We start from the raw sequence: 19,132 nt of genomic DNA, 5'->3' as shown, positions 1-19,132 counted from the left end.
GCCCGGCAAGGCCTTGAGTCGTTGATGCGTTAAACGGCGCCGCACACCCGAGCCGTCAGATCCTCGTCATAACCCATGCTGGTCATCAGCTGGGCCACCATGTTCTGCTTGCGACTGGTGTTGGTATTGGTGATCACCCAGAACGGGGTATCCGGCACCGGCTTGGGCTTGGTGGTGCTGCCACTGGCACGCAGCGCCTCGGGATCCCGGGAGAAATAGACGCGCTTGCGCCCCTTGATCTCGGTCGCCTGAGTGAAGCCCTCCGGGTTGTCCCGGTACAGGGTGCTCAATACCAGCATGAAGCGGTTGATGGACTTCTCTTCCTTCTGCAGCTCGCCGGAATCCAGCAGGGCCTCCAGCCCCAGCGCATCGGCCACCGGCTGGGGCTGAGACTGGGTCGGTGCCGCGACAGGGGCGACCGGGGTCAGCTGACCGGGTTGCTCCAGCAGACGGCGCAGGATATCGGACGCACTCTCGCCGATGTGCCGGGTCTGGCTCGCGATAAAGAGGTAGAGATCGTCATCAAGCTCGATGGTTTTCATAGGGATGCGCTGGACTCGTCGAAATTCGGATGCGGCGATTATACATAGGCAGACCCGGCAGCCCAAGGGAGGGGCTGGCAGATGTGCATGAATCTCCCCGAGAATACGGCATAATGGCGGGCCAAGTGTGTGATCCCCCGCACTGATAGCCGATCCCGGGGCACTTTTTTTGGAAAAAAACCACAAAAAAATGCCCCATCAGGAATGAAATCCTTTTCTTTCAGTGTGTTAAAAAACCTGGCGACACAGCCCACGACCGACAAGGTGTCATTTTGCAACAAAACTCATTATTGAATTTCAAGGAGCAGGGCCAGGGGGCCCCCGTCGTGCTGATCCACGGCCTGTTCGGCAGCCTGGACAACCTCGGCCTGCTGGCGCGCCCGCTCGGCGAGCAATACAGGGTCATCAGCGTCGATCTGCGCAATCACGGCGCCTCCTTTCACTCGGACGAGATGAGCTACCCGGCCCAGGCGGCGGATGTCCTCGCCCTGCTGGACCACCTTGGGCTCGATCGGGTGGCCCTGGTGGGTCACTCCATGGGGGGCAAGGTCGCCATGCAGCTCGCCAAGCAGGCACCGGAACGGGTCAGCCAGCTGGTGGTGGCCGACATCGCCCCCGTGGCCTATCCCCACGCCCGCCACAAGAACGTCTTCGCCGGGCTCAACGCCACGCTCGAGCACGCTCCCCAAAGCCGCAGCGAGGCGGAAGCCATGCTGGCGGAGCACATCGAGATCGCCGGGGTGCGCCAGTTCCTGCTCAAATCCTTCGCCAAAGGGGAGTCAGGGTGGGGGTGGCGTTTCAACGTGCCGGCCCTCGAGCGCAACTACGCCAACATCATGGGCTGGCCCGATGACGAGCGCCGTTTCGAGGGGCCGACGCTCTTCATCAAGGGGGGAGAGTCGGACTACATGTTGCCCCAATACAGCGAGACGGCCCTGGTCCAGTTCCCGGCGGCCAGGGTGCGGGTGATCGCCGGAACCGGCCACTGGCTGCACGCGGAAAAGCCGGTTTTGTTCAACAAACTGGTTGTGGATTTCCTGTCGACAGGCGGTTAACAGTTTCAAATCCTTTGTGATATAGTGCGCCCGTCTTAAGGAGTGCGCGCAATCCATGCTGAGTGAACACATCGATCTCATCGAGAGTCTGGGCCTGAAGCTGTTCTTCGTGGCCATCTTCCTGCTGATTGGCCTGGCCATTCAGGATGTGCTCAAACGCGGCAACGTGCCCCGTTTTGGCCGCTTCGTCGTCTGGCTGGTGCTGTTTCTGGGTTGCGCGGGTTTTGTCGCCAAGGGGCTGATCGAAATGGGCTGGGAAGGCTCAGGGATCGGCTAACTACTTTTCATCTGTGATGTATGGCCAAACAGCAAACTGATCGAACAACACTGGATCTGTTCGCAACTGAGAAGCGCCCCGGCAGGCCAAAGACCAACCCACTCCCCCGTGAGACCCAGCTCAAGATCAACAAGCGCAACCAGCTCAAGCGCGATCGGGAGAACGGGCTGAAGCGGGTCGAGTTGAAGGTGGAAGCCGAGTTGCTGGAGCGCCTGAACCAACTTGCGCTGCAACAGAACGTCAGCCGAGCCGAGCTGATCCAATCTATCCTGAAGCAACAGATCGAGTCTGCTCATGCAGCAGGCATCGCAATCTGAACCGTTAAGCATCAACACCAGATACGGGTAACTAAACACTATGGCTAGTGTAGGTCTGTTTTTCGGCAGCGATACCGGTAATACCGAAGCTGTCGCCAAGATGATCCAGAAAGAACTGGGCAAGCAACTGATTGAAGTCCGTGACATTGCCAAGAGCAGCAAGGCCGACATCGACAGCTTCGATCTGCTGATGTTCGGTATCCCGACTTGGTACTACGGCGAGGCCCAGGCCGATTGGGACGACTTCTTCCCCGAGCTCGAAGAGATCGACTTCACCAACAAGCTGGTCGCCATCTTCGGATGCGGCGATCAGGAAGACTATGCCGAGTACTTCCTCGACGCCATGGGCACCCTGCGTGACATCGTCGAAGCCAAGGGCGCCATCATCATAGGTCACTGGCCGACCGCAGGTTACGAGTTCGAAGCCTCCAAGGCCCTGGTGGATGACAAGCACTTCGTGGGTCTGGGCATCGACGAGGATCGCCAGCCGGAGCTGACCGCAGAGCGCGTCAAGGGCTGGTGCAAGCAACTGCACGAAGAGATGTGCCTGAGCGAGCTGGAGTGATCTCCCTCCCCTCTCCATGCAACAAGGGCCCCGACGGGGCCCTTGTTGCATCTGTCCTCCGCACTCAGCCGCCCCTGTGCTGGGGCTTGGATCTGACATAGAGGGTGCGCTTCACCTGGGCCACCAGCTCGCCCTGGCCATCCTGCACCAGCACCTCGAACTCGGGGAAGTGCTTGTCTCCCCCCTCGGTCGCCGCCACGATCGACGCCAGCTTGCCGTCGGTCAGGGTGAACTCCGCCACCAGCTTGCCCTTGCCAGGCTTGATGAAGTTGATGCTGCCCGCCTTGTCCCAGACGTAATAGCGGTTCTTGAAATGACCCATCAGCATCAGAGGATAGATGGGATCCGTCATGGCGAACATGCTGCCACCGAACTGGGTGCGGTTGGCATTCTTGTTCCACCAGCGGGACTTGAGGGTCACCCGGCAGAAGCGAAAATCGGAACTCAATGTCTCTATCTTGATGCCGGCGCCCCAGAACGGGGGCCAGGCGTTGAGGGCACAGCGCACCCAGGCCGCGTTGCCAAAAAGCCAATCCATGGATCTCATCCGACCAGACTATGAAGAGATCACATAGTATCAACATTCTCTCGTGGAGCAAGCGGGCCGGATTAATCTTCCAGTGGGGTAAATGTGCTAAACCCATTGAATTGCTGGGTTTATTTTTAACTTGGCTACGACCTATAATGACAGGCCAAGCGAGTTCGTGGTTGCCATTCCAGCGGCAGTCAATCAGAATAACCACACCTTCGAGAATGCGAATAAATAGAATATGGCAGACAACAACCAAGCGTTAAAAAAGGCCGGGCTCAAGATCACCTTGCCCCGCGTCAAGATCCTGGAAATCCTGCAACAGCCGGACTGCCAGCACACCAGTGCGGAAGATCTGTACAAACGGCTGATCGATCAGGGTGAGGAGATTGGTCTCGCCACCGTCTATCGCGTTCTCAACCAGTTTGATGATGCCGGTATCGTCACCCGTCACCACTTCGAAGGGGGCAAGTCGGTGTTCGAGCTGGCGACTCAGGAGCATCACGACCATCTGGTCTGCCTGGACTGCGGCAAGGTGATCGAGTTCTCCGACGAGGTGATCGAGCAGCGTCAGCGCGACATCGCCAAGGCGCACAACATCCGCCTGACCAACCACAGCCTCTACCTGTATGGCCACTGCGCCAACGGTGACTGCAAGCACGACGAATAACCGCTTCACCGCGCGTGCCATGAAAAAAAGCCAGCATCACGCTGGCTTTTTTGTGTCCGCAATCCGGACAAGAAAGGCAGGGTCTCCCCTGCCCTCTCATATCAGGCCTCGGCCTTGCCCCAGACGTCCCGCAGGGCCACGGTGCGGTTGAACACCAGGTGCTCGGCGCTGGAGAGCTTGTTGTCGGCGCAGAAGTACCCTTCGCGCTCGAACTGGTAGGCAAACTCCGGCTTGGCGTCCTTCAGGGAAGCCTCCACTCGGGCCCCCTCGATGATCACCAGGGATTCCGGGTTCAGGGCCGCCTCGAAGTCATCCTCGGCGCCCGGGTTAGGCACCTTGAACAGACGGTCGTAGAGACGCACTTCGGCCGGCAGGGAGTGACTGGCGCTGACCCAATGGATCACCCCTTTCACCTTGCGGCCGTCCGCCGGATCCTTGCCCAGGGTCTCGGGATCGTAAGAGCAGTAGATGCAGGTGACCTTGCCGTCCGCATCCTTCTCGACCCGTTCGGCCTTGATGACGTAGGCGTTGCGCAGGCGCACTTCCTTGCCCAGCACCAGACGTTTGAACTGCTTGTTCGCTTCCTCTTTGAAGTCCGCCTCGTCGATGAAGATCTCGCGGGAGAAATGCAGCTCACGGCTGCCCATCTCCGGCTTGTTCGGGTGCGCAGGCGCCGTCAGCACCTCGTCGGCCGCCAGGTTCTCGATCACCACCTTCACCGGGTGCAGCACGGCCATGGCGCGCGGGGCGTTCTCGTTGAGATCGTCGCGGATACAGGCTTCCAGCATGCTCATCTCGACGATGTTGTCCTGCTTGGTCACGCCGATGCGCTTGCAGAACTCGCGGATGGAAGCCGGGGTGTAGCCACGACGGCGCAGACCGGAGACGGTCAGCATGCGGGGGTCATCCCAGCCGCTGACGTGCCCCTCGGTCACCAGCAGGTTCAGCTTGCGCTTGGACATGACGGTGTATTCGAGGTTCAGACGGGAGAACTCGTACTGACGGGGGTGGCAATCGATGCTGATGTTGTCCAGCACCCAGTCGTACAGGCGGCGGTTGTCCTGGAACTCCAGGGTGCACAGGGAGTGGGTGATCCCCTCCAGGGCGTCCGAGATGCAGTGGGTGAAGTCATACATCGGGTAGATGCACCACTCGTCACCGGTCTGGTGGTGGTGGGCAAACTTGATGCGATAAATGACGGGATCGCGCATCACGATGAAGGGGGATGCCATGTCGATCTTGGCGCGCAGGCAGGCGCTGCCTTCGGCCATCTCGCCGTTCTTCATCTTGGCGAACAGGGCCAGGTTCTCTTCCACGCTGCGATCGCGGAACGGGCTGTTCTTGCCCGGCGCGGTCAGGGTGCCGCGGTATTCGCGCATCTGCTCCGGGGAGAGCTCGTCCACATAGGCCAGCCCCTTCTCGATGAGCTCGATGGCATAGCCGTGCAGCTTGTGGAAATAGTCGGAGGAGTAGCAGATCTCGCCGCTCCACTGGAAGCCGAGCCACTGCACGTCCTGCTTGATGGACTCCACGAACTCGATGTCTTCCTTCGCCGGGTTGGTGTCATCGAAGCGCAGGTTGCACTGGCCCTGGTAGTCGCGGGCGATGCCGAAGTTCAGGCAGATGGATTTGGCGTGGCCGATATGGAGATAACCGTTCGGCTCCGGCGGGAAACGGGTATGCACGCGGTTGTGCTTACCGCTGGCCAGATCTTCATCAATGATCTGACGAATAAAGTTAGTTGGGCTGTTCGCCTGACTCATGGCTCACCTCAAAAATGCGTCACTGGCGGACGTTGTGCCGGCTGGCACCCTCATACCCCCGCCGTCAAGCCGGGTATGATCCCTCATTACGCGCCCTGCCTCAACCTGAATTTGGCCAATTCGGGTCATTGGCGCACCAAAAACGGCGAAACGGGAGAAATTGCAGAGATCCTGGTCAAAAAAAGCCCCGCACGGGGCGGGGTCTCAAGTGATGAAAAACAGACAAAACACACACAACAAAGGTTCACACGCAGAGTCAACCTTTCCCAAGCCCGATGGCCTATCGCCCTTGGGAAAGGCGGGTCTTGCGACCCACCTTGCGTTAAGAAACGAGGGCTATCAGTTCAGTTCGGTGACGCGGCTGGTGCGCTTGCCATCGAAGCTGGTGGTACGCAGCCAGACCTTGCCATTGACGGTCGGCTTGGCCGCGGCGTCGTAGGCAGTCCAGTTGGTGCCGTCCAGGCTGTACTGGATGGGCAGACCCGGCAGATCCACGTTCGCTTCAAGCACACCGTTCACCACCTTGGCACCCGGTACGGAGAGGCGATATTCCACCCCGGCCTGGTCGAGTTTGGGCAATACGCGCTGACCCAGCACGTTGGCAAACTGGTTCCACTCCTTGTTCAGGGTGGCCTTGTTCACGTGCTTGGTGGTGCCGGAGAACTCGCGACCCTTCACGTAGTCGAGCTCGAAGCCGCCCTTGTGCCAGGCGCGCTCGGCCACGGAGAAGATGCGCGGATAGACCATGTACTCGTACTGGGCATCGGTGCGCACGGTTTCGCTCCACTGCTGACCGGAGATCCCCTTGAACTTGACCGGATCCTGATCCCCCTTGGCCACGAAGGCGTTGCCGTCGCGGTCAACCGAGGTCTCGGCGTTCTGCGGCAGGTTTTCCGGGGCGAAGGCGAACACCTTGCGGGTGTCGTTGAAGCGGGTGGCCCAGTAGTAGCCGCGCTCGGCCGGGTGTACCTCGTTCGGGAAGTCGAAGTAGAGGTAGTCGGGGTTGGAGAGCACCACCTCATAGCCCTTGTGCGCCCACTTCATCGCCTCGTTGAAGCCACCCCAGTAGAGGGTTTCCCAGAAGTTGACCCGGGTCTTGTCGGTGGCGAACACGCTGGCATCCGTGGCGTACTTCAGGCCATCTTCCCACGCCTGCAGGGTGGAGAAGCCGTGGCCCTTGACCATCTCGCTCACTTCCTTGGCAAAATGGACCGGCAGCTCGGCCACGTCCTTGATCTTGCCATCGTCGATCATCTTCTGGCACATCGGCGACTTGCCGAACGGCTTGTCCTGCTTGCTGGAGTCGACGTTGCCCTTCCAGGCGACCAGCTCTTCTTTCTTGGTGACGGCCGGATCCTGATAGCCACCACCCTGCATGATGTTCTTCGCCTCGTCACCACCGTAGTGCCAGGCGGTCAGCGGCTGGCCGGCGGCCTGGTGCATCTGGGCCACTTCGTCCATCACCTTGGCCACGAAGGTGGCGGCACCCGGCTGGCAGGGGTTGATGAAGGACATCTTGTCGTAGAACTGGACCGAGGTGACGTTGGAGGTATCGGCCGGGTCGGTCAGTCGGAACTGGTTGGCTTCCGCCTCTTTGCCCTCGCTCATCAGACGCTTGTAACGCGCCTCCATGGAGACCACGGCGGCACGGGCGTGGGCCGGCATGTTGATCTCGGGGATCACGGTCACGCCGCGGGCCTTGGCATAGCGCACCAGATCGATGTAGTCGGCCTTGCTGTAGAAACCGGAGCCCTGGTTGTCACTGGTCGGGCCGGAGCCGAGCTGCGGCATCAGGCACTGGGTCTCGGAGAGATCGTGGCAACGCTGGCTGCCGACGTCGGTCAGTTCCGGCAGGCCCGGGATCTCGATGCGCCAGCCTTCATCGTTGGTCAGGCCCAGATGCAGCACGTTGAGCTTCATGGCGGACATCTGGTCCACCAGCTTCTTCAGGGTCTCCGGGCTTCTGAAGTGACGGGCCACGTCGGTCTGCATGCCACGGTATTCGAAGCGCGGCGCATCCTCGACGGTCATCTGGCTCACCAGCTTGTCGTCAACGCCCAGCAGGGAGATCAGGGACTGGGCACCCCAGAAGGCGCCGTCAATGTCGTGGCCCTGAATGACGGTGCCCTTCTGGCCTATGGTCATGTCGTAGCCTTCGGCCTGCTTGAGCTTGCTGCCGAGCTTGATGGTGACCGGGTAGCCGGTGTCGGAGAGGGTAACACCCAGCTTGGTCAGTTGAGCCTTGATGGCCTCGGCGCGATCGCTCGGCAGGTCAAGGGCATTGAGCTTGATGGTGGAGAAGTCGATTTGCGGGCCGGCCTTGACCACCTGCTTCATCGGGCTCGGCAGGATGCGGTCGTCAATCTTGCCGGCAGGCAGCAGGGTGCTGGTCTGGTTGGCGGCGAAGCGGGTCTCGCTGTTCATCAGGATGTTGTTGTCATCCTTGGTGCGCTTCCAGCCGTCGGCCGGCATCGGCTTCTCGTAGGTGCTGGCGTCGTCGATGTTGCTCATGCTGGCCAGCACTTTCGGCTCGGCCCCTTCGCTGGCGACATACCAGTTCGGCATGATGTCAGATTCGAACAGTACCCAGTATTCCACCACCAGGGGCACCTCGACCGTGGCGTCCTTGGCAAAGCCCTGGAACTTCTCGGTCGGCGTCAAACGATAGAGGTCGCCGGTCAGGTGGGTGATGGTGAACTGGTCGTTGTCCACCCGCTGGATGCGGCGGATGGAGGAGACATAGATGCTCCAGTCCTTGGAGGTCACATCCGCCCCCGTGTTGGTCAGGTGCAGCTTGGCAACGCCGCAGCTCGCCCACTCTGAACCCAGTGCCTGGCAGTCGAGGCCGGCGCCGGCACCGTCATTGGTGACGACTTCGTACTTGACGACGAGGTTGCTGGCGAGGGCGTCGACCACGGCTTGCTTGGCGGCATCGGCTGCCAGTGCTGGGCCGGCGAAAACGGTAGACATGGCAATGGCTAACAGAGAATGTTTCAAGTTCATAACTGCTGCTCTCGTTTGAAGTAAAGGTTGGATTTTCTTGGCTTTTTTATATGGGGCCCCGAGGCGGGGCCCTTAGTTATGTCAACAATGGACTTAGACTTGAGGTGAGCGAGTCGCTCGATTAACGCAGGGCTTTCATCTCACCGGCGATGATTTCGGCCAATGGGCCCAGAATCACCTGCAGGTTCTGCTCACCGAGCTTGACCACACCGGCCGCGCCTAGGGCTTTGAGCTTGCGCTCGTCGACGATGCTGCGGTCTTTCAGGGTCAGACGCAGGCGGGTGATGCAGGCGTCGATGGTCACCAGGTTCTCCTGGCCGCCCAGCACTTCCAGATACTGCTTGGCCAGCTCGGTGCGGTCGGTGGTCTGGGCCTGTACCGGCACGGCTTCGTCGTCTTCACGACCCGGGGTCTTCAGGTTGAACTTGGCGATCACGGCGCGGAAGACCACGTAGTAGAGGCCGAAGAAGACCAGACCCTGTACCAGCAGCATGTACCACTGGGTGGCCAGCGGGTTGCGGCTGGAGAGCACCATGTCCACCAGACCGGCGCTGAAGCCGAAACCGGCGATCCAGTGCATGCTGGAGGCGATGAACACGGACAGGCCGGTCAGCAGGGCGTGGATGACGTACAGTACCGGTGCCACGAACATGAAGGAGAACTCGAGCGGCTCGGTCACCCCGGTGAAGAAGGCGGCAAAGGCGGCGGCGATCATGATGGACGCAACCTTCTCTTTGTTCTCTTTCTTCGCGCTGTGGTAGATGGCCAGCGCGGCACCCGGCAGACCGAACATCATGATGGGGAAGAAGCCGGCCTGGTACATGCCGGTCACGCCTACGACGGCCTTGCCGGCGTCGATGGAGGATTGGCCACCCAGGAAGTTCGGGATGTCGTTGATGCCGGCCACGTCGAACCAGAACACGGAGTTCAGGGCGTGGTGCAGACCGACCGGGATCAGCAGGCGGTTGAAGAAGGCGTAGATGCCGGCGCCGGTGGAGCCCAGGCTCACGATGGATTCACCGAAGGAGACCAGGCCACCGTAGATGACCGGCCAGACCGCCATCAGGATGAAGGAGACGACGATCATCACCACGGAGGTCACGATCGGCACCAGACGACGGCCGGAGAAGAAGGCCAGCGCCTTGTGCAGCTCCACGCTGCTGAAGCGGTTGTACAGCTCGGCCGCGATGACACCACACAGGATGCCGACGAACTGGTTGCTGATCTTGGCGAAGGCTGCCGGCACCTGGTCGGCCGGGATGCCCTTGATCTGGGCCACGGCGCCCGGGCTCAGCAGGGTGGTGACCACTAGGAAGCCGACCAGACCGGCCAGCGCGGCGGAGCCGTCTTTATCCTTGGACATGCCATAGGCGACGCCCACGGCGAACAGAATGGGCATGCTGTCGATGATGGCGGCGCCCGCCTTGATCAGAAACGCAGCCAGAGGGCTTCCGCCACCCCAACCGTTCGGGTCAATCCAGTAGCCAATCCCCATCAGGATCGCTGCGGCAGGCAATACCGCCACCGGCACCATCAGGGCACGGCCGATCTTTTGCAAATAACCGAGAATGTTCACGGTTCCTCTCCTTAGTTGGTGTTTTTCTAGAAATTAAGTGCTTATCACGTTCGACGCATAAGCCATCAAGGCTTGATTGGCAGTCTAGGGCTTTTATTTCGCTGCGCAAATTAATAAACCCACATTCGTGATCATTATCACTCATCAGAGATAAAGGTAGCGGATAGATGTGGCTTAGTTCGCAATCTTTATTTACGCTATAAAACAACTTAGATGTGTCTTTTAGTCTTGCCGTCAATAGACAGCTGCAACCCGTACAGAGGTATATAGAATGCGCCTGATCCCGTTGAAGTCTGCCAGCCAGGTGGGTCTCTGGTCCGCCCGTTACATCGTCGACCGCATCAATGCGTTCAAACCGACCAGCGATCGCCCCTTCGTGCTGGGTCTGCCCACCGGCGGCACGCCGCTCAACACCTACAAGCGCCTGATTGAACTGCACAAGGCCGGCGAGGTGAGCTTCCAGCACGTGGTCACCTTCAACATGGACGAGTACGTGGGGCTGCCCAAGGAACACCCGGAGAGCTACCACAGCTTCATGTACAACAACTTCTTCAACCACGTGGACATTCGCCCGGAAAACATCAACATCCTCAACGGCAACGCGCCGGATCTGGTAGCCGAGTGCCAGCGCTACGAGGACAAGATCAAGTCCTACGGCAAGATCAACCTGTTCATGGGCGGGGTCGGCAACGACGGCCACATCGCCTTCAACGAGCCGGCCTCATCCCTGGCTTCCCGCACCCGGGTCAAGACCCTGACCGAGGACACCCGGATCGCGAACTCCCGCTTCTTCGGTGGCGACATGGAGCAGGTGCCCAAGCTGGCGCTGACCGTGGGCGTGGGCACCCTGATGGATGCCGAAGAGATCCTGATCCTGGTGATCGGTCATGCCAAGGCCCAGGCCCTGCAGGCCACGGTGGAAGGCAGCGTCAACCACATGTGGACCATCTCCACCCTGCAGCTGCATCCGAAAGGCATCGTCGTGTGTGACGAGCCCTCCACCATGGAGCTGAAGGTCAAGACGGTGCGCTACTTCCAGCAGCTGGAAGCCGACAACATCAAGCACCTCTGAGGAGCCGCCATGTACGCTCTGACTAATTGCACTATCTACACCGGCAGCTGCGTGCTGACCGGTTATGGCGTGGTGATCGATGGCGACCAGATCGTCGCCATCTCACGCCGGGCCGAGCTGCCCGCCGGCATCGAGCAGATCGACCTCAAGGGCGCCAACCTCAGCGCCGGCTTCATCGACGTCCAGCTCAACGGCTGCGGCGGCGTCATGTTCAACGGTCACATCACCGCTCAGACCCTGGCCACCATGCAGGCGGCCAACCTGAAATCCGGCACCACCAGCTTCCTGCCTACCCTGATCACCAGCCCGGATGCGGACATGAAGCAGGCCGTCGCCGTCACCCGCGACTACATGGCCGCCCACCCCAACGAGGTGCTGGGCGTCCACCTGGAAGGGCCCTACACCAACCTCAAGCGCAAGGGCATTCACCCGGCCGAGCAGATCCGCCAGCCCGCCGACGAGATGATCGACTTCTTCTGCGACAACGCGGACGCCATCGCCAAGATCACCCTGGCGCCGGAGCGCAACAAGCCCGAGCACATCCGCCGCCTGGTGGAGGCCGGCATCCTGGTCTCCGCCGGCCACACCGCCGCCAACTACGACCAGGCCATGGCCGGCTTTAACAACGGCATGCGCTTTGCGACCCACCTCTACAACGCCATGACCCCGACCCTGAACGGTCGCGAGCCCGGCGTGGTCGGGGCCATCTATGATCGCAAGGATGTCTATGCCGGCATCATCGTCGACGGCCACCACGTGCACTGGGCCAACGTGCGCCTGGCGCACAGGATGCTGGGGGAGCGGCTGGTGCTGGTCACCGATGCCACCGCCGCGGCCGGGGCACCGGAAGGCTTTGAGCAGTTTGATTTTTGTGGCGCAACCGTCTATTTCCGCGATGGTCAGTGCGTCGACGAGAATGGTACACTCGGCGGCTCCGCCCTCACCATGATCGAAGGGGTGGAAAATCTGGTCAAACAGGTCGGATTGCCGCTCGACGAAGCACTGAGAATGGCCACCCTTTACCCCGCGCGCGCCATTGGATGGGACTCACGTCTCGGTAGTATCCAGGTCGGAAAAATTGCCAACCTCACCGTCTTTGATCAGGCCTTCACGGTCTGCGGGACCGTGGTTAACGGACACTACACAACACAGTGACACTATGACTGGCGGACAAATAGCAAACGTAGATCTTATCAAGCAGGTGAACAGTGCGGTCGTCTATCGGCTCATCGACCTGCAGGGGCCCATCTCGCGGGTCAAAATTGCCGAGTTGAGTCAGCTGGCCCCGGCCAGCGTGACCAAGATCACCCGGCAACTGATCGAGCATGGCCTCATCAGGGAGACGTCGCCCCAGGCATCGACCGGCGGACGGCGCGCCATCTCCCTGACCACCATCAAGCATCGCTTTCATTTTGTCTCCGCCAAGCTCGGTCGCGGCTATCTGCAGCTCTCCTTGTACGATCTCGACGGCAAGGAGCTCGATCAGCACGTCACCCAGGTGACCGAGATAGAGCAGCAACCCGTGATCGACATGCTGCTGCGGGAGATCGGCGCCTTCATCGACGCCAACAACGACCGCAGCCGCAACCTCATCAGCATCGCGCTCACCATGCCGGGCCTGGTCAATCCGGAATCCGGCATGGTCATCTACACCCCCACCTACCAGATCCGCAATCTGGGGTTGGCCAAGCTCCTGGAGCACCACTTCAACCTCCCCTGCTACGTGGGCAACGACACCCGATCCCTGGCGCTGGCAGAGCACTTCTTCGGCGAGTCCCGCGACTGCATGGACTCCATACTGGTGAGCGTCCATCAGGGGACGGGCTCGGGCATCATCACCAAGGGCAAGGTGTTCCTCGGCCAGAACCGCAACGTCGGCGAGATCGGCCACATCCAGGTCGAGCCCCTCGGCAAGCGCTGCCACTGCGGCAACTTCGGCTGCCTGGAGACCATCGCCTCCAACGAGGCCATCGTCGACAAGGTGAAGGAGCTCATCAGCCGCGGCCACCTGAGCTCGCTGCAGGAGAAGCACATCACCATCCAGGAGGTGTGCAAGGCGGCCCTGGCCGGGGACGAGCTGGCCCGCAGCGTGATCGAGAACGTGGGGGAACATCTGGGCCGGGCCATCGCCATCACGGTCAACCTGTTCAACCCGCAGAAGGTGCTGATCGCCGGCGAAATCACCGCCGCCGAGGAGATCCTGATCCCGGCCATCCGCCGCTGCGTCGAGCACCAGTCCCTGCCAAGCTTCCACCGCGGCCTGCCCATCGTAAAGGCGCGCTTCCAGAATCAGCCCACCATCGGCGGCTTCGCCCTGGTCAAGCGCTCCCTGCTGGAAGGGGATCTGCTGCAGATCATCATGGAGCAGAAGTAAGACTTCACCTTGCAAACCAAAACGGCAGCCAGTGGCTGCCGTTTTTTATTGATGGATGCTTCGAGCGTAGGTTCGATTAGCCGCGTAGCGGCGTAATCGGACGCCGTGGCTCACCCCGCCCGGCAGGGTTTGAACAGATCCAGCTTGCCGTTACAGGCCTCGGTCTGCACATTCAGGATGCCGAGCATGGTGCGGGGCAACAGGTCGTCGTGTTCCATCCATCCGACTCACCCCGCTCTACATGGCTTGAACAGATCCAGCTTGCCGTTACAGGCCTCGGTCTGCACATTCAGGATGCCGAGCATGGTGCGGGGCAACAGGTTGTCGTGTTCCATCCATCCGACTCACCCCGCTCTACATGGCTTGAACAGATCCAGCTTGCCGTCATACACCTGAGTCTACACGTCCATGATGCCGAGCATGGTGCGGGGCAACAGGTTGTCGTGTTCCATCCATCCGACTCACCCCGCTCTACATGGCTTGAACAGATCCAGCTTGCCGTCATACACCTGGGTCTGCACGTCCATGATGCCGAGCATGGAGTGGAACAGGTTGTCGTGGGAGAAGCGCTTGCTGCTCGCCTCCTGCTGCAGGCAGTCCAGGCTCAGCTGGCGATCCGCCTGCAACTGGGGGGAGAGCCAGGTCAGGAGCGGCACCCGGGTCTGATCGTCCGGCGCAAACTTGTAGGGAGTACCGTGCAGGTAGAGCCCCATGGCCCCGAGGGATTCACCGTGATCCGACAGATAGACCAGGCCCACATCGTATTGATCTTCCAGGGTCTTGAGCTTGTCGATCAGCTGGGCTAGCACCTTGTCGGTGTAGCGTATGGTGTTGTCATAGGTGTTCACCAGCTCCTCGTTGCTGCAGTTCTCGATGTCGCTGCGCGGGCAGTCCGGCAGGAAGGCGCGGTCGGCGGCCGGGTAGCGGCGATAGTAGGTCGGACCGTGGCTGCCCATCAGGTGGAAGGCCACCAGCTTGCCGCCCTGCCCGCCCCGCATCCCGGCGATCTGCTCATCCAGCCCCTGCAGCAGGACCTCGTCATGGCAGGCATCCCCCTCGCAATATTGCGGGAAGGCCTTGGGCTCGATCTCTATGGTGGGCACATGCTTGCACACCCCCTTGCAGCCGCCGTCGTTCTCCTTCCAGAGCACGGAGACGCCGGCGTGTTGCAGCACGTCCAGCAGGCCGTCCCTGGACTTGGCCAGGGTCTCGTCATAGCCGCGGCGGGTGAGGTTGGAAAACATGCAGGGCACGGAGACCGCAGTGGCGGTGCCGCAGGAACGCACGTCCTTGAAGGAGACCAGCCCCGCCTCCCTGGCGGTGAACCCGTTGGTTTCCTTGCCATAGCCGTTGAGGGAGTAGTTCTGGCTGCGGGCCGTCTCCCCCACCACCAGGAACATCAGGGTCGGCTTGCCGCCCCTGGCCGTGATCCTGGCGTCGGTACCAATCTGCTCATAGGGAATGGGGGTCGCGAAGAGGATGTCCCTGGCATAGCGATAGACGCCGCGCACATAGTTGGAGGGCACTATCTCTTTGACGATGTTGTGGTTGTTGCGCCCGACCGAGGCGTAATCCTGATAGTAGAGGGCAGCGACCCCGAGCAGGAACAGCAGGGAGAGGCTGATGCCCCCGAGGCGCATGCCCAGCCCCTTGTACCAGCGGCTCGGGTACTCCACCCGGATCCAGAGCAGGCAGAGCACCGGCAGCACGCCCGTCAGCAGGAACCAGAGCGCCACGGAGCCGTTGAGGTAGGAGCCCGCCTCCCCGCTGTTGGTCTCGACCACGTTCTGCACCATGCCCACATCGAAGATGATCCCGTACTTGAGCATGGCGTAGCTGACCAGGGAGGCGGTGACGATCAGGAAGGTGAAGAAGGGCTTGAGCAGATACTTGAAGGTGAACGGCAGGAAGACCGCATTGAGCGCGGCGATCAGCACGAAGGGAATGGAGAGCGCGAAGCCCGCCTTCACATGCTCGAGGGCGCTGAGGATCCGGTAAAAGTGCAGAAAGATGGGCCAGTTGAACACCAGTGCAAACAGCAGCACCAGCAACAGATTGACCTTGATCACTCCCAGAGTGGGACGCATAGAGAGACTCCGACAAACCAGTGATTCCTGAAGCCTTGCAAGGAGGCTCCGTTGTGCGCATCCCCTCCCTCTTCCCGAACGGAGTGATGACCGGAGCGGCCAGGATGCAAGCTGATCCTAGAGGGGCAAACTTAAGCGGACATTAAGGGGGGGCGCGAAGAAAAGCGGGAGTTGGCAGAGTCTGGCGGATAAAAAAACGGCAGCCGGTTGCTGCCGTTGTTGGTGCGGGTTGGGAGGCGGGCGCTCAGGGGCGTTGCCGCCTCGCCTAAGGAGGATGCCGCCATTGCGGCCCTCCAGGGCGGGTTTACAGGGTTGCCGCCACTTCGTCGGAGATGGAGCCGTTGTGGTACACCTCCTGCACGTCGTCCAGATCTTCCAGCATGTCGATGAGGCGCATCAGCTTGGGGGCGGTCTCGGCATCCAGCTCAGCCTCGGTGGAGGCGATCATGGTCACTTCGGCGCTCTCGGGCTTGAAGCCGGCGGCTTCCAGACCGTCCAGCACGGTACCGAAGTCGTTCGGGGTGGTGTACACCTCTATGGTGCCATCCTCTTCGGTCACCACGTCGTCGGCACCCGCCTCCAGGGCGGCATCCATCAGGGCGTCTTCATCGGCGCCCACGAAGGTCAGAACGCCCTTCTTGGTGAACAGGTAGGCCACGGAGCCATCGGTCCCCAGGTTGCCGCCGCACTTGCTGAAGGCGTGACGCACTTCGGCCACGGTGCGGTTGCGGTTGTCGGTCAGGCACTCCACCATGACGGCGGAACCGGCCGGGCCGTAACCTTCGTAGACTATGGTCTCGAGCTGTTCGCCGTCACCACCGCCGGCGCCACGCTGGATGGCACGGTTGATGGTGTCACGGGTCATGTTGCTGGTCAGGGCTGCCGCCACCGCCGCACGCAGGCGCGGGTTGTTGGCAGGATCCGCATCACCCAGACGCGCGGAGGTGGTGATTTCGCGGATCAGCTTGGTGAAGATCTTGCCGCGCTTGGCGTCTTGCGCCGCCTTGCGGTGTTTGATGTTGGCCCATTTACTGTGACCTGCCATAGGGACTCTCCGTTATAGTTTGAAATTTCAGTAACACAGGTTGCGACTGCGCGAGGGAAAACGGGAAAGGCCGCATCGCTGCGGCCTTCGGTGCCTGTGAAGGCTTATTCGTCACCCTTGACGGTGGTCGCAATCGCCAGCTCGCCCAGTTGGGCCGGGTTGGCAAAGCTCGGGGCGTCCGTCATCAGACAGGCGGCCGCGGTGGTTTTCGGGAAGGCGATGACATCCCGAATGTTGTCGGTGCCGGTCAGCAGCATGCTGAGGCGATCCAGACCGAACGCCAGGCCGGCGTGAGGCGGGGTGCCGTATTTGAGGGCATCCAGCAGGAAGCCGAACTTCAGGCGCTGCTCGTCCGGGGTGATCCCCAGGATGTCGAACACGGTGGCCTGCATCTCGCTGTTGTGGATACGCACGGAGCCGCCACCCACTTCGTAGCCGTTGATCACCATGTCGTAGGCGTTGGCGTAAGCACCCAGGGGGTTGGCCTTGAGCTCGCTCGGGCCCAGGTTGCTCGGCGCGGTGAAGGGGTGGTGCATGGCCGCCAGACCGCCTTCGCCGTCTTCCTCGAACATGGGGAAGTCGATGACCCAGAGCGGCTTCCAGACGTTTTCCACCAGACCCAGATCGCGGCCCACCTTGAGGCGCAGGGCGCCCATGGCGTCGCACACCACTTTCTTGGAGTCGGCGCCGAAGAAGAGGATGTCGCCGTCGGCCGCGCCGGTGCGGGCCAGGATCTCGCGCACGATGGCGTCGGAGAGGAACTTAGCCACCGGGGACTGCACGCCCTCGAGGCCGCTGGCCGCGTTGTTGACCTTCATCCAGGCCAGCCCCTTGGCACCGTAGATGCCGACGAACTTGGTGTACTCGTCGATCTGCTTGCGGGACAGCTCCGCGCCGCCCGGGACTTTCAGGGCTGCGACGCGGCCTTTCGGATCCTTGGCGGGGCCCGCGAACACGGCGAACTCCACCTCGGTCAAGAGGTCTGCCACGTCCACCAGCTCCATGGGCAGGCGCAGGTCCGGCTTGTCGGAGCCGAAGCGGCGCATGGCCTCGTCGAAGGTCATGATGGGGAAGTCGCCCAGATCCACGTTCAGGATGTGCAGCCACAGTTTGCGGATCATCTCTTCCATGATTTCACGCACCTGGGGCGCGGTCATGAAGGAGGTCTCCACGTCGATCTGGGTGAATTCCGGCTGGCGGTCGGCACGCAGGTCTTCGTCGCGGAAGCACTTGACGATCTGGTAGTAGCGGTCGAAGCCGGACATCATCAGCAGCTGCTTGAACAGCTGGGGGGACTGCGGCAGGGCGTAGAACTTGCCCTTGTGCACGCGGCTCGGCACCAGGTAGTCGCGGGCCCCTTCCGGGGTCGCCTTGGTGAGCATGGGGGTCTCGATGTCGAGGAAGCCGTGCTCGTCCATGAAGCGGCGCACGAAGGCACTGGCCTTGGCGCGGGTCTTCAGATATTTGGCCATCTCGGGACGGCGCAGGTCCAGGTAGCGGTACTTGAGGCTCACCTCTTCGCTGTTGACCTGGTTGAAGTCCAGCGGCAGCGGCTCGGCACGGTTGATGATGGTGAGCTCGTGGGCGAACACCTCGATGGCACCTGTGGCCATGTCGCTGTTGCGCTGGGACTCGGGACGGGTGCGCACCACGCCGGTCACCTGGATGCAGAACTCGCCGCGCAGCTCGGAGGCCAGGGCGAAGGCGTCCGGCTTGTCCGGATCGAAGAACACCTGCACGATGCCCTCGCGGTCGCGCATGTCGATAAAGATGAGGCCGCCGAGATCGCGACGACGATGGACCCAACCGCACAATGTAATGGTCTGCCCGGCATGGGCCTCATTGACCTGTCCGCAATAGATAGAGCGCATGGACTTCTTCCTTCGAAATGGTAGAGAGACGGTTCATCTTGAGTCGCCGGGCACGACTGGCAAGCACCGTCCGTATCACAGCTGGCCAGATCCGGCTTCTTGCCCGGTTTGAAATCAGTCTCGTGTCATCCGGCTTCCCTGAGCCGGAATCTGGCCGCCAAGGCAGGCTGGTCCCCCGCTCCCGGCAGGGATGACGAGTGGGCGAGAAGCCATCGGCAAGCGTTGTTGTCTGGCCACTGCCGGGCCGCGATCACCGTCACCCGGGGGGCACGGTCGCGCGCATCACGACAATCTGGCAAACAAAAGGGTTGGCATTATAGAGGAAAACCTCCATTTGGGTAAAATGGCCCGCAGCCCCCTTTACCCTGTTTTTTGTTGTTCTGGCG

The 19,132-nt window shown here is 61.2% G+C and carries 16 protein-coding genes; 8 read left to right on the top strand and 8 right to left on the bottom strand.

Features of this window, described 5'->3' with window-relative positions:
* Window positions 1–29 precede the first annotated feature (29 nt).
* Window positions 30–542: a replication initiation negative regulator SeqA gene (gene seqA / locus I6L39_RS13140; RefSeq protein WP_201996801.1), complete on the bottom strand. Its 513-nt coding sequence runs from the start codon at window positions 540–542 to the stop codon at window positions 30–32.
* A gap of 290 nt (window positions 543–832) precedes the next feature.
* Between seqA and I6L39_RS13135 the strand changes: the two genes are divergently transcribed.
* Genes I6L39_RS13135 through fldA form a run of 4 tightly spaced genes read left to right on the top strand, consistent with a single transcriptional unit; the run spans window position 833 to window position 2,756 of the window.
* Window positions 833–1,597, top strand: coding sequence for an alpha/beta fold hydrolase (locus tag I6L39_RS13135; RefSeq protein ID WP_209793594.1), 765 nt, complete (start codon window positions 833–835; stop codon window positions 1,595–1,597).
* A gap of 55 nt (window positions 1,598–1,652) precedes the next feature.
* Window positions 1,653–1,874 (top strand): DUF2788 domain-containing protein, encoded by a 222-nt coding sequence (locus I6L39_RS13130; protein ID WP_042077338.1) that lies wholly within the window; start codon window positions 1,653–1,655, stop codon window positions 1,872–1,874.
* 20 nt (window positions 1,875–1,894) lie between these two features.
* Window positions 1,895–2,191 carry a LexA regulated protein gene (gene ybfE / locus I6L39_RS13125; RefSeq protein ID WP_005325670.1) on the top strand — a complete coding sequence of 99 codons (297 nt, stop codon included), beginning with the start codon at window positions 1,895–1,897 and terminating at the stop codon, window positions 2,189–2,191.
* A gap of 40 nt (window positions 2,192–2,231) precedes the next feature.
* Window positions 2,232–2,756: a flavodoxin FldA gene (fldA, locus tag I6L39_RS13120; RefSeq protein ID WP_042077336.1), complete on the top strand. Its 525-nt coding sequence runs from the start codon at window positions 2,232–2,234 to the stop codon at window positions 2,754–2,756.
* Between the two features lie 64 nt (window positions 2,757–2,820).
* Here the strand turns inward: fldA and I6L39_RS13115 are convergent, their stop codons facing one another.
* Window positions 2,821–3,294 carry a DUF4442 domain-containing protein gene (locus I6L39_RS13115; RefSeq protein ID WP_216989884.1) on the bottom strand — a complete coding sequence of 158 codons (474 nt, stop codon included), beginning with the start codon at window positions 3,292–3,294 and terminating at the stop codon, window positions 2,821–2,823.
* Between the two features lie 232 nt (window positions 3,295–3,526).
* Between I6L39_RS13115 and fur the strand changes: the two genes are divergently transcribed.
* Window positions 3,527–3,955 (top strand): ferric iron uptake transcriptional regulator, encoded by a 429-nt coding sequence (gene fur / locus I6L39_RS13110; RefSeq protein WP_042077333.1) that lies wholly within the window; start codon window positions 3,527–3,529, stop codon window positions 3,953–3,955.
* A gap of 101 nt (window positions 3,956–4,056) precedes the next feature.
* Here fur and glnS read toward each other — a convergent pair whose 3' ends face one another.
* From glnS to nagE, 3 genes are all read right to left on the bottom strand, one after another.
* Window positions 4,057–5,718, bottom strand: coding sequence for a glutamine--tRNA ligase (gene glnS / locus I6L39_RS13105; RefSeq protein WP_216989883.1), 1,662 nt, complete (start codon window positions 5,716–5,718; stop codon window positions 4,057–4,059).
* A 339-nt stretch (window positions 5,719–6,057) separates the two neighbouring features.
* Window positions 6,058–8,721 (bottom strand): beta-N-acetylhexosaminidase, encoded by a 2,664-nt coding sequence (locus tag I6L39_RS13100; protein ID WP_216989882.1) that lies wholly within the window; start codon window positions 8,719–8,721, stop codon window positions 6,058–6,060.
* A 121-nt stretch (window positions 8,722–8,842) separates the two neighbouring features.
* Window positions 8,843–10,297 carry an N-acetylglucosamine-specific PTS transporter subunit IIBC gene (nagE, locus tag I6L39_RS13095; RefSeq protein WP_042077327.1) on the bottom strand — a complete coding sequence of 485 codons (1,455 nt, stop codon included), beginning with the start codon at window positions 10,295–10,297 and terminating at the stop codon, window positions 8,843–8,845.
* A gap of 271 nt (window positions 10,298–10,568) precedes the next feature.
* Here nagE and nagB point away from each other — a divergent pair, with 271 nt between their 5' ends.
* The 3 genes from nagB to I6L39_RS13080 are packed head-to-tail and all read left to right on the top strand — an operon-like array spanning window position 10,569 to window position 13,743.
* The gene (gene nagB, locus I6L39_RS13090; protein WP_216989881.1) at window positions 10,569–11,369 is read left to right on the top strand and encodes a glucosamine-6-phosphate deaminase; all 801 of its coding nucleotides are present in this window, start codon (window positions 10,569–10,571) and stop codon (window positions 11,367–11,369) included.
* Between the two features lie 9 nt (window positions 11,370–11,378).
* The gene (nagA, locus tag I6L39_RS13085; protein WP_216989880.1) at window positions 11,379–12,524 is read left to right on the top strand and encodes an N-acetylglucosamine-6-phosphate deacetylase; all 1,146 of its coding nucleotides are present in this window, start codon (window positions 11,379–11,381) and stop codon (window positions 12,522–12,524) included.
* A 4-nt stretch (window positions 12,525–12,528) separates the two neighbouring features.
* Window positions 12,529–13,743 (top strand): ROK family protein, encoded by a 1,215-nt coding sequence (locus tag I6L39_RS13080; protein WP_042077322.1) that lies wholly within the window; start codon window positions 12,529–12,531, stop codon window positions 13,741–13,743.
* Between the two features lie 461 nt (window positions 13,744–14,204).
* On the opposite strand, the gene I6L39_RS13075 is transcribed toward I6L39_RS13080, so the two are convergent.
* The 3 genes from I6L39_RS13075 to aspS all read right to left on the bottom strand — a co-directional run bounded on the left by I6L39_RS13075 (window position 14,205) and on the right by aspS (window position 18,746).
* The gene (locus tag I6L39_RS13075; RefSeq protein ID WP_216989879.1) at window positions 14,205–15,830 is read right to left on the bottom strand and encodes a phosphoethanolamine transferase; all 1,626 of its coding nucleotides are present in this window, start codon (window positions 15,828–15,830) and stop codon (window positions 14,205–14,207) included.
* A gap of 304 nt (window positions 15,831–16,134) precedes the next feature.
* The gene (locus I6L39_RS13070; protein ID WP_042077319.1) at window positions 16,135–16,875 is read right to left on the bottom strand and encodes a YebC/PmpR family DNA-binding transcriptional regulator; all 741 of its coding nucleotides are present in this window, start codon (window positions 16,873–16,875) and stop codon (window positions 16,135–16,137) included.
* 104 nt (window positions 16,876–16,979) lie between these two features.
* A complete protein-coding gene (gene aspS, locus I6L39_RS13065; protein WP_216989878.1) occupies window positions 16,980–18,746 on the bottom strand; it encodes an aspartate--tRNA ligase in 1,767 nt (588 codons plus the stop codon).
* Window positions 18,747–19,132 lie beyond the last annotated feature (386 nt).

It is taken from the genome of Aeromonas sp. FDAARGOS 1409 (assembly GCF_019048705.1).
Classification (GTDB): domain Bacteria; phylum Pseudomonadota; class Gammaproteobacteria; order Enterobacterales; family Aeromonadaceae; genus Aeromonas; species Aeromonas sanarellii.
Note: the sequence above shows the minus strand (reverse complement) of the source record. Positions and strands in the feature narration are given on the sequence as shown.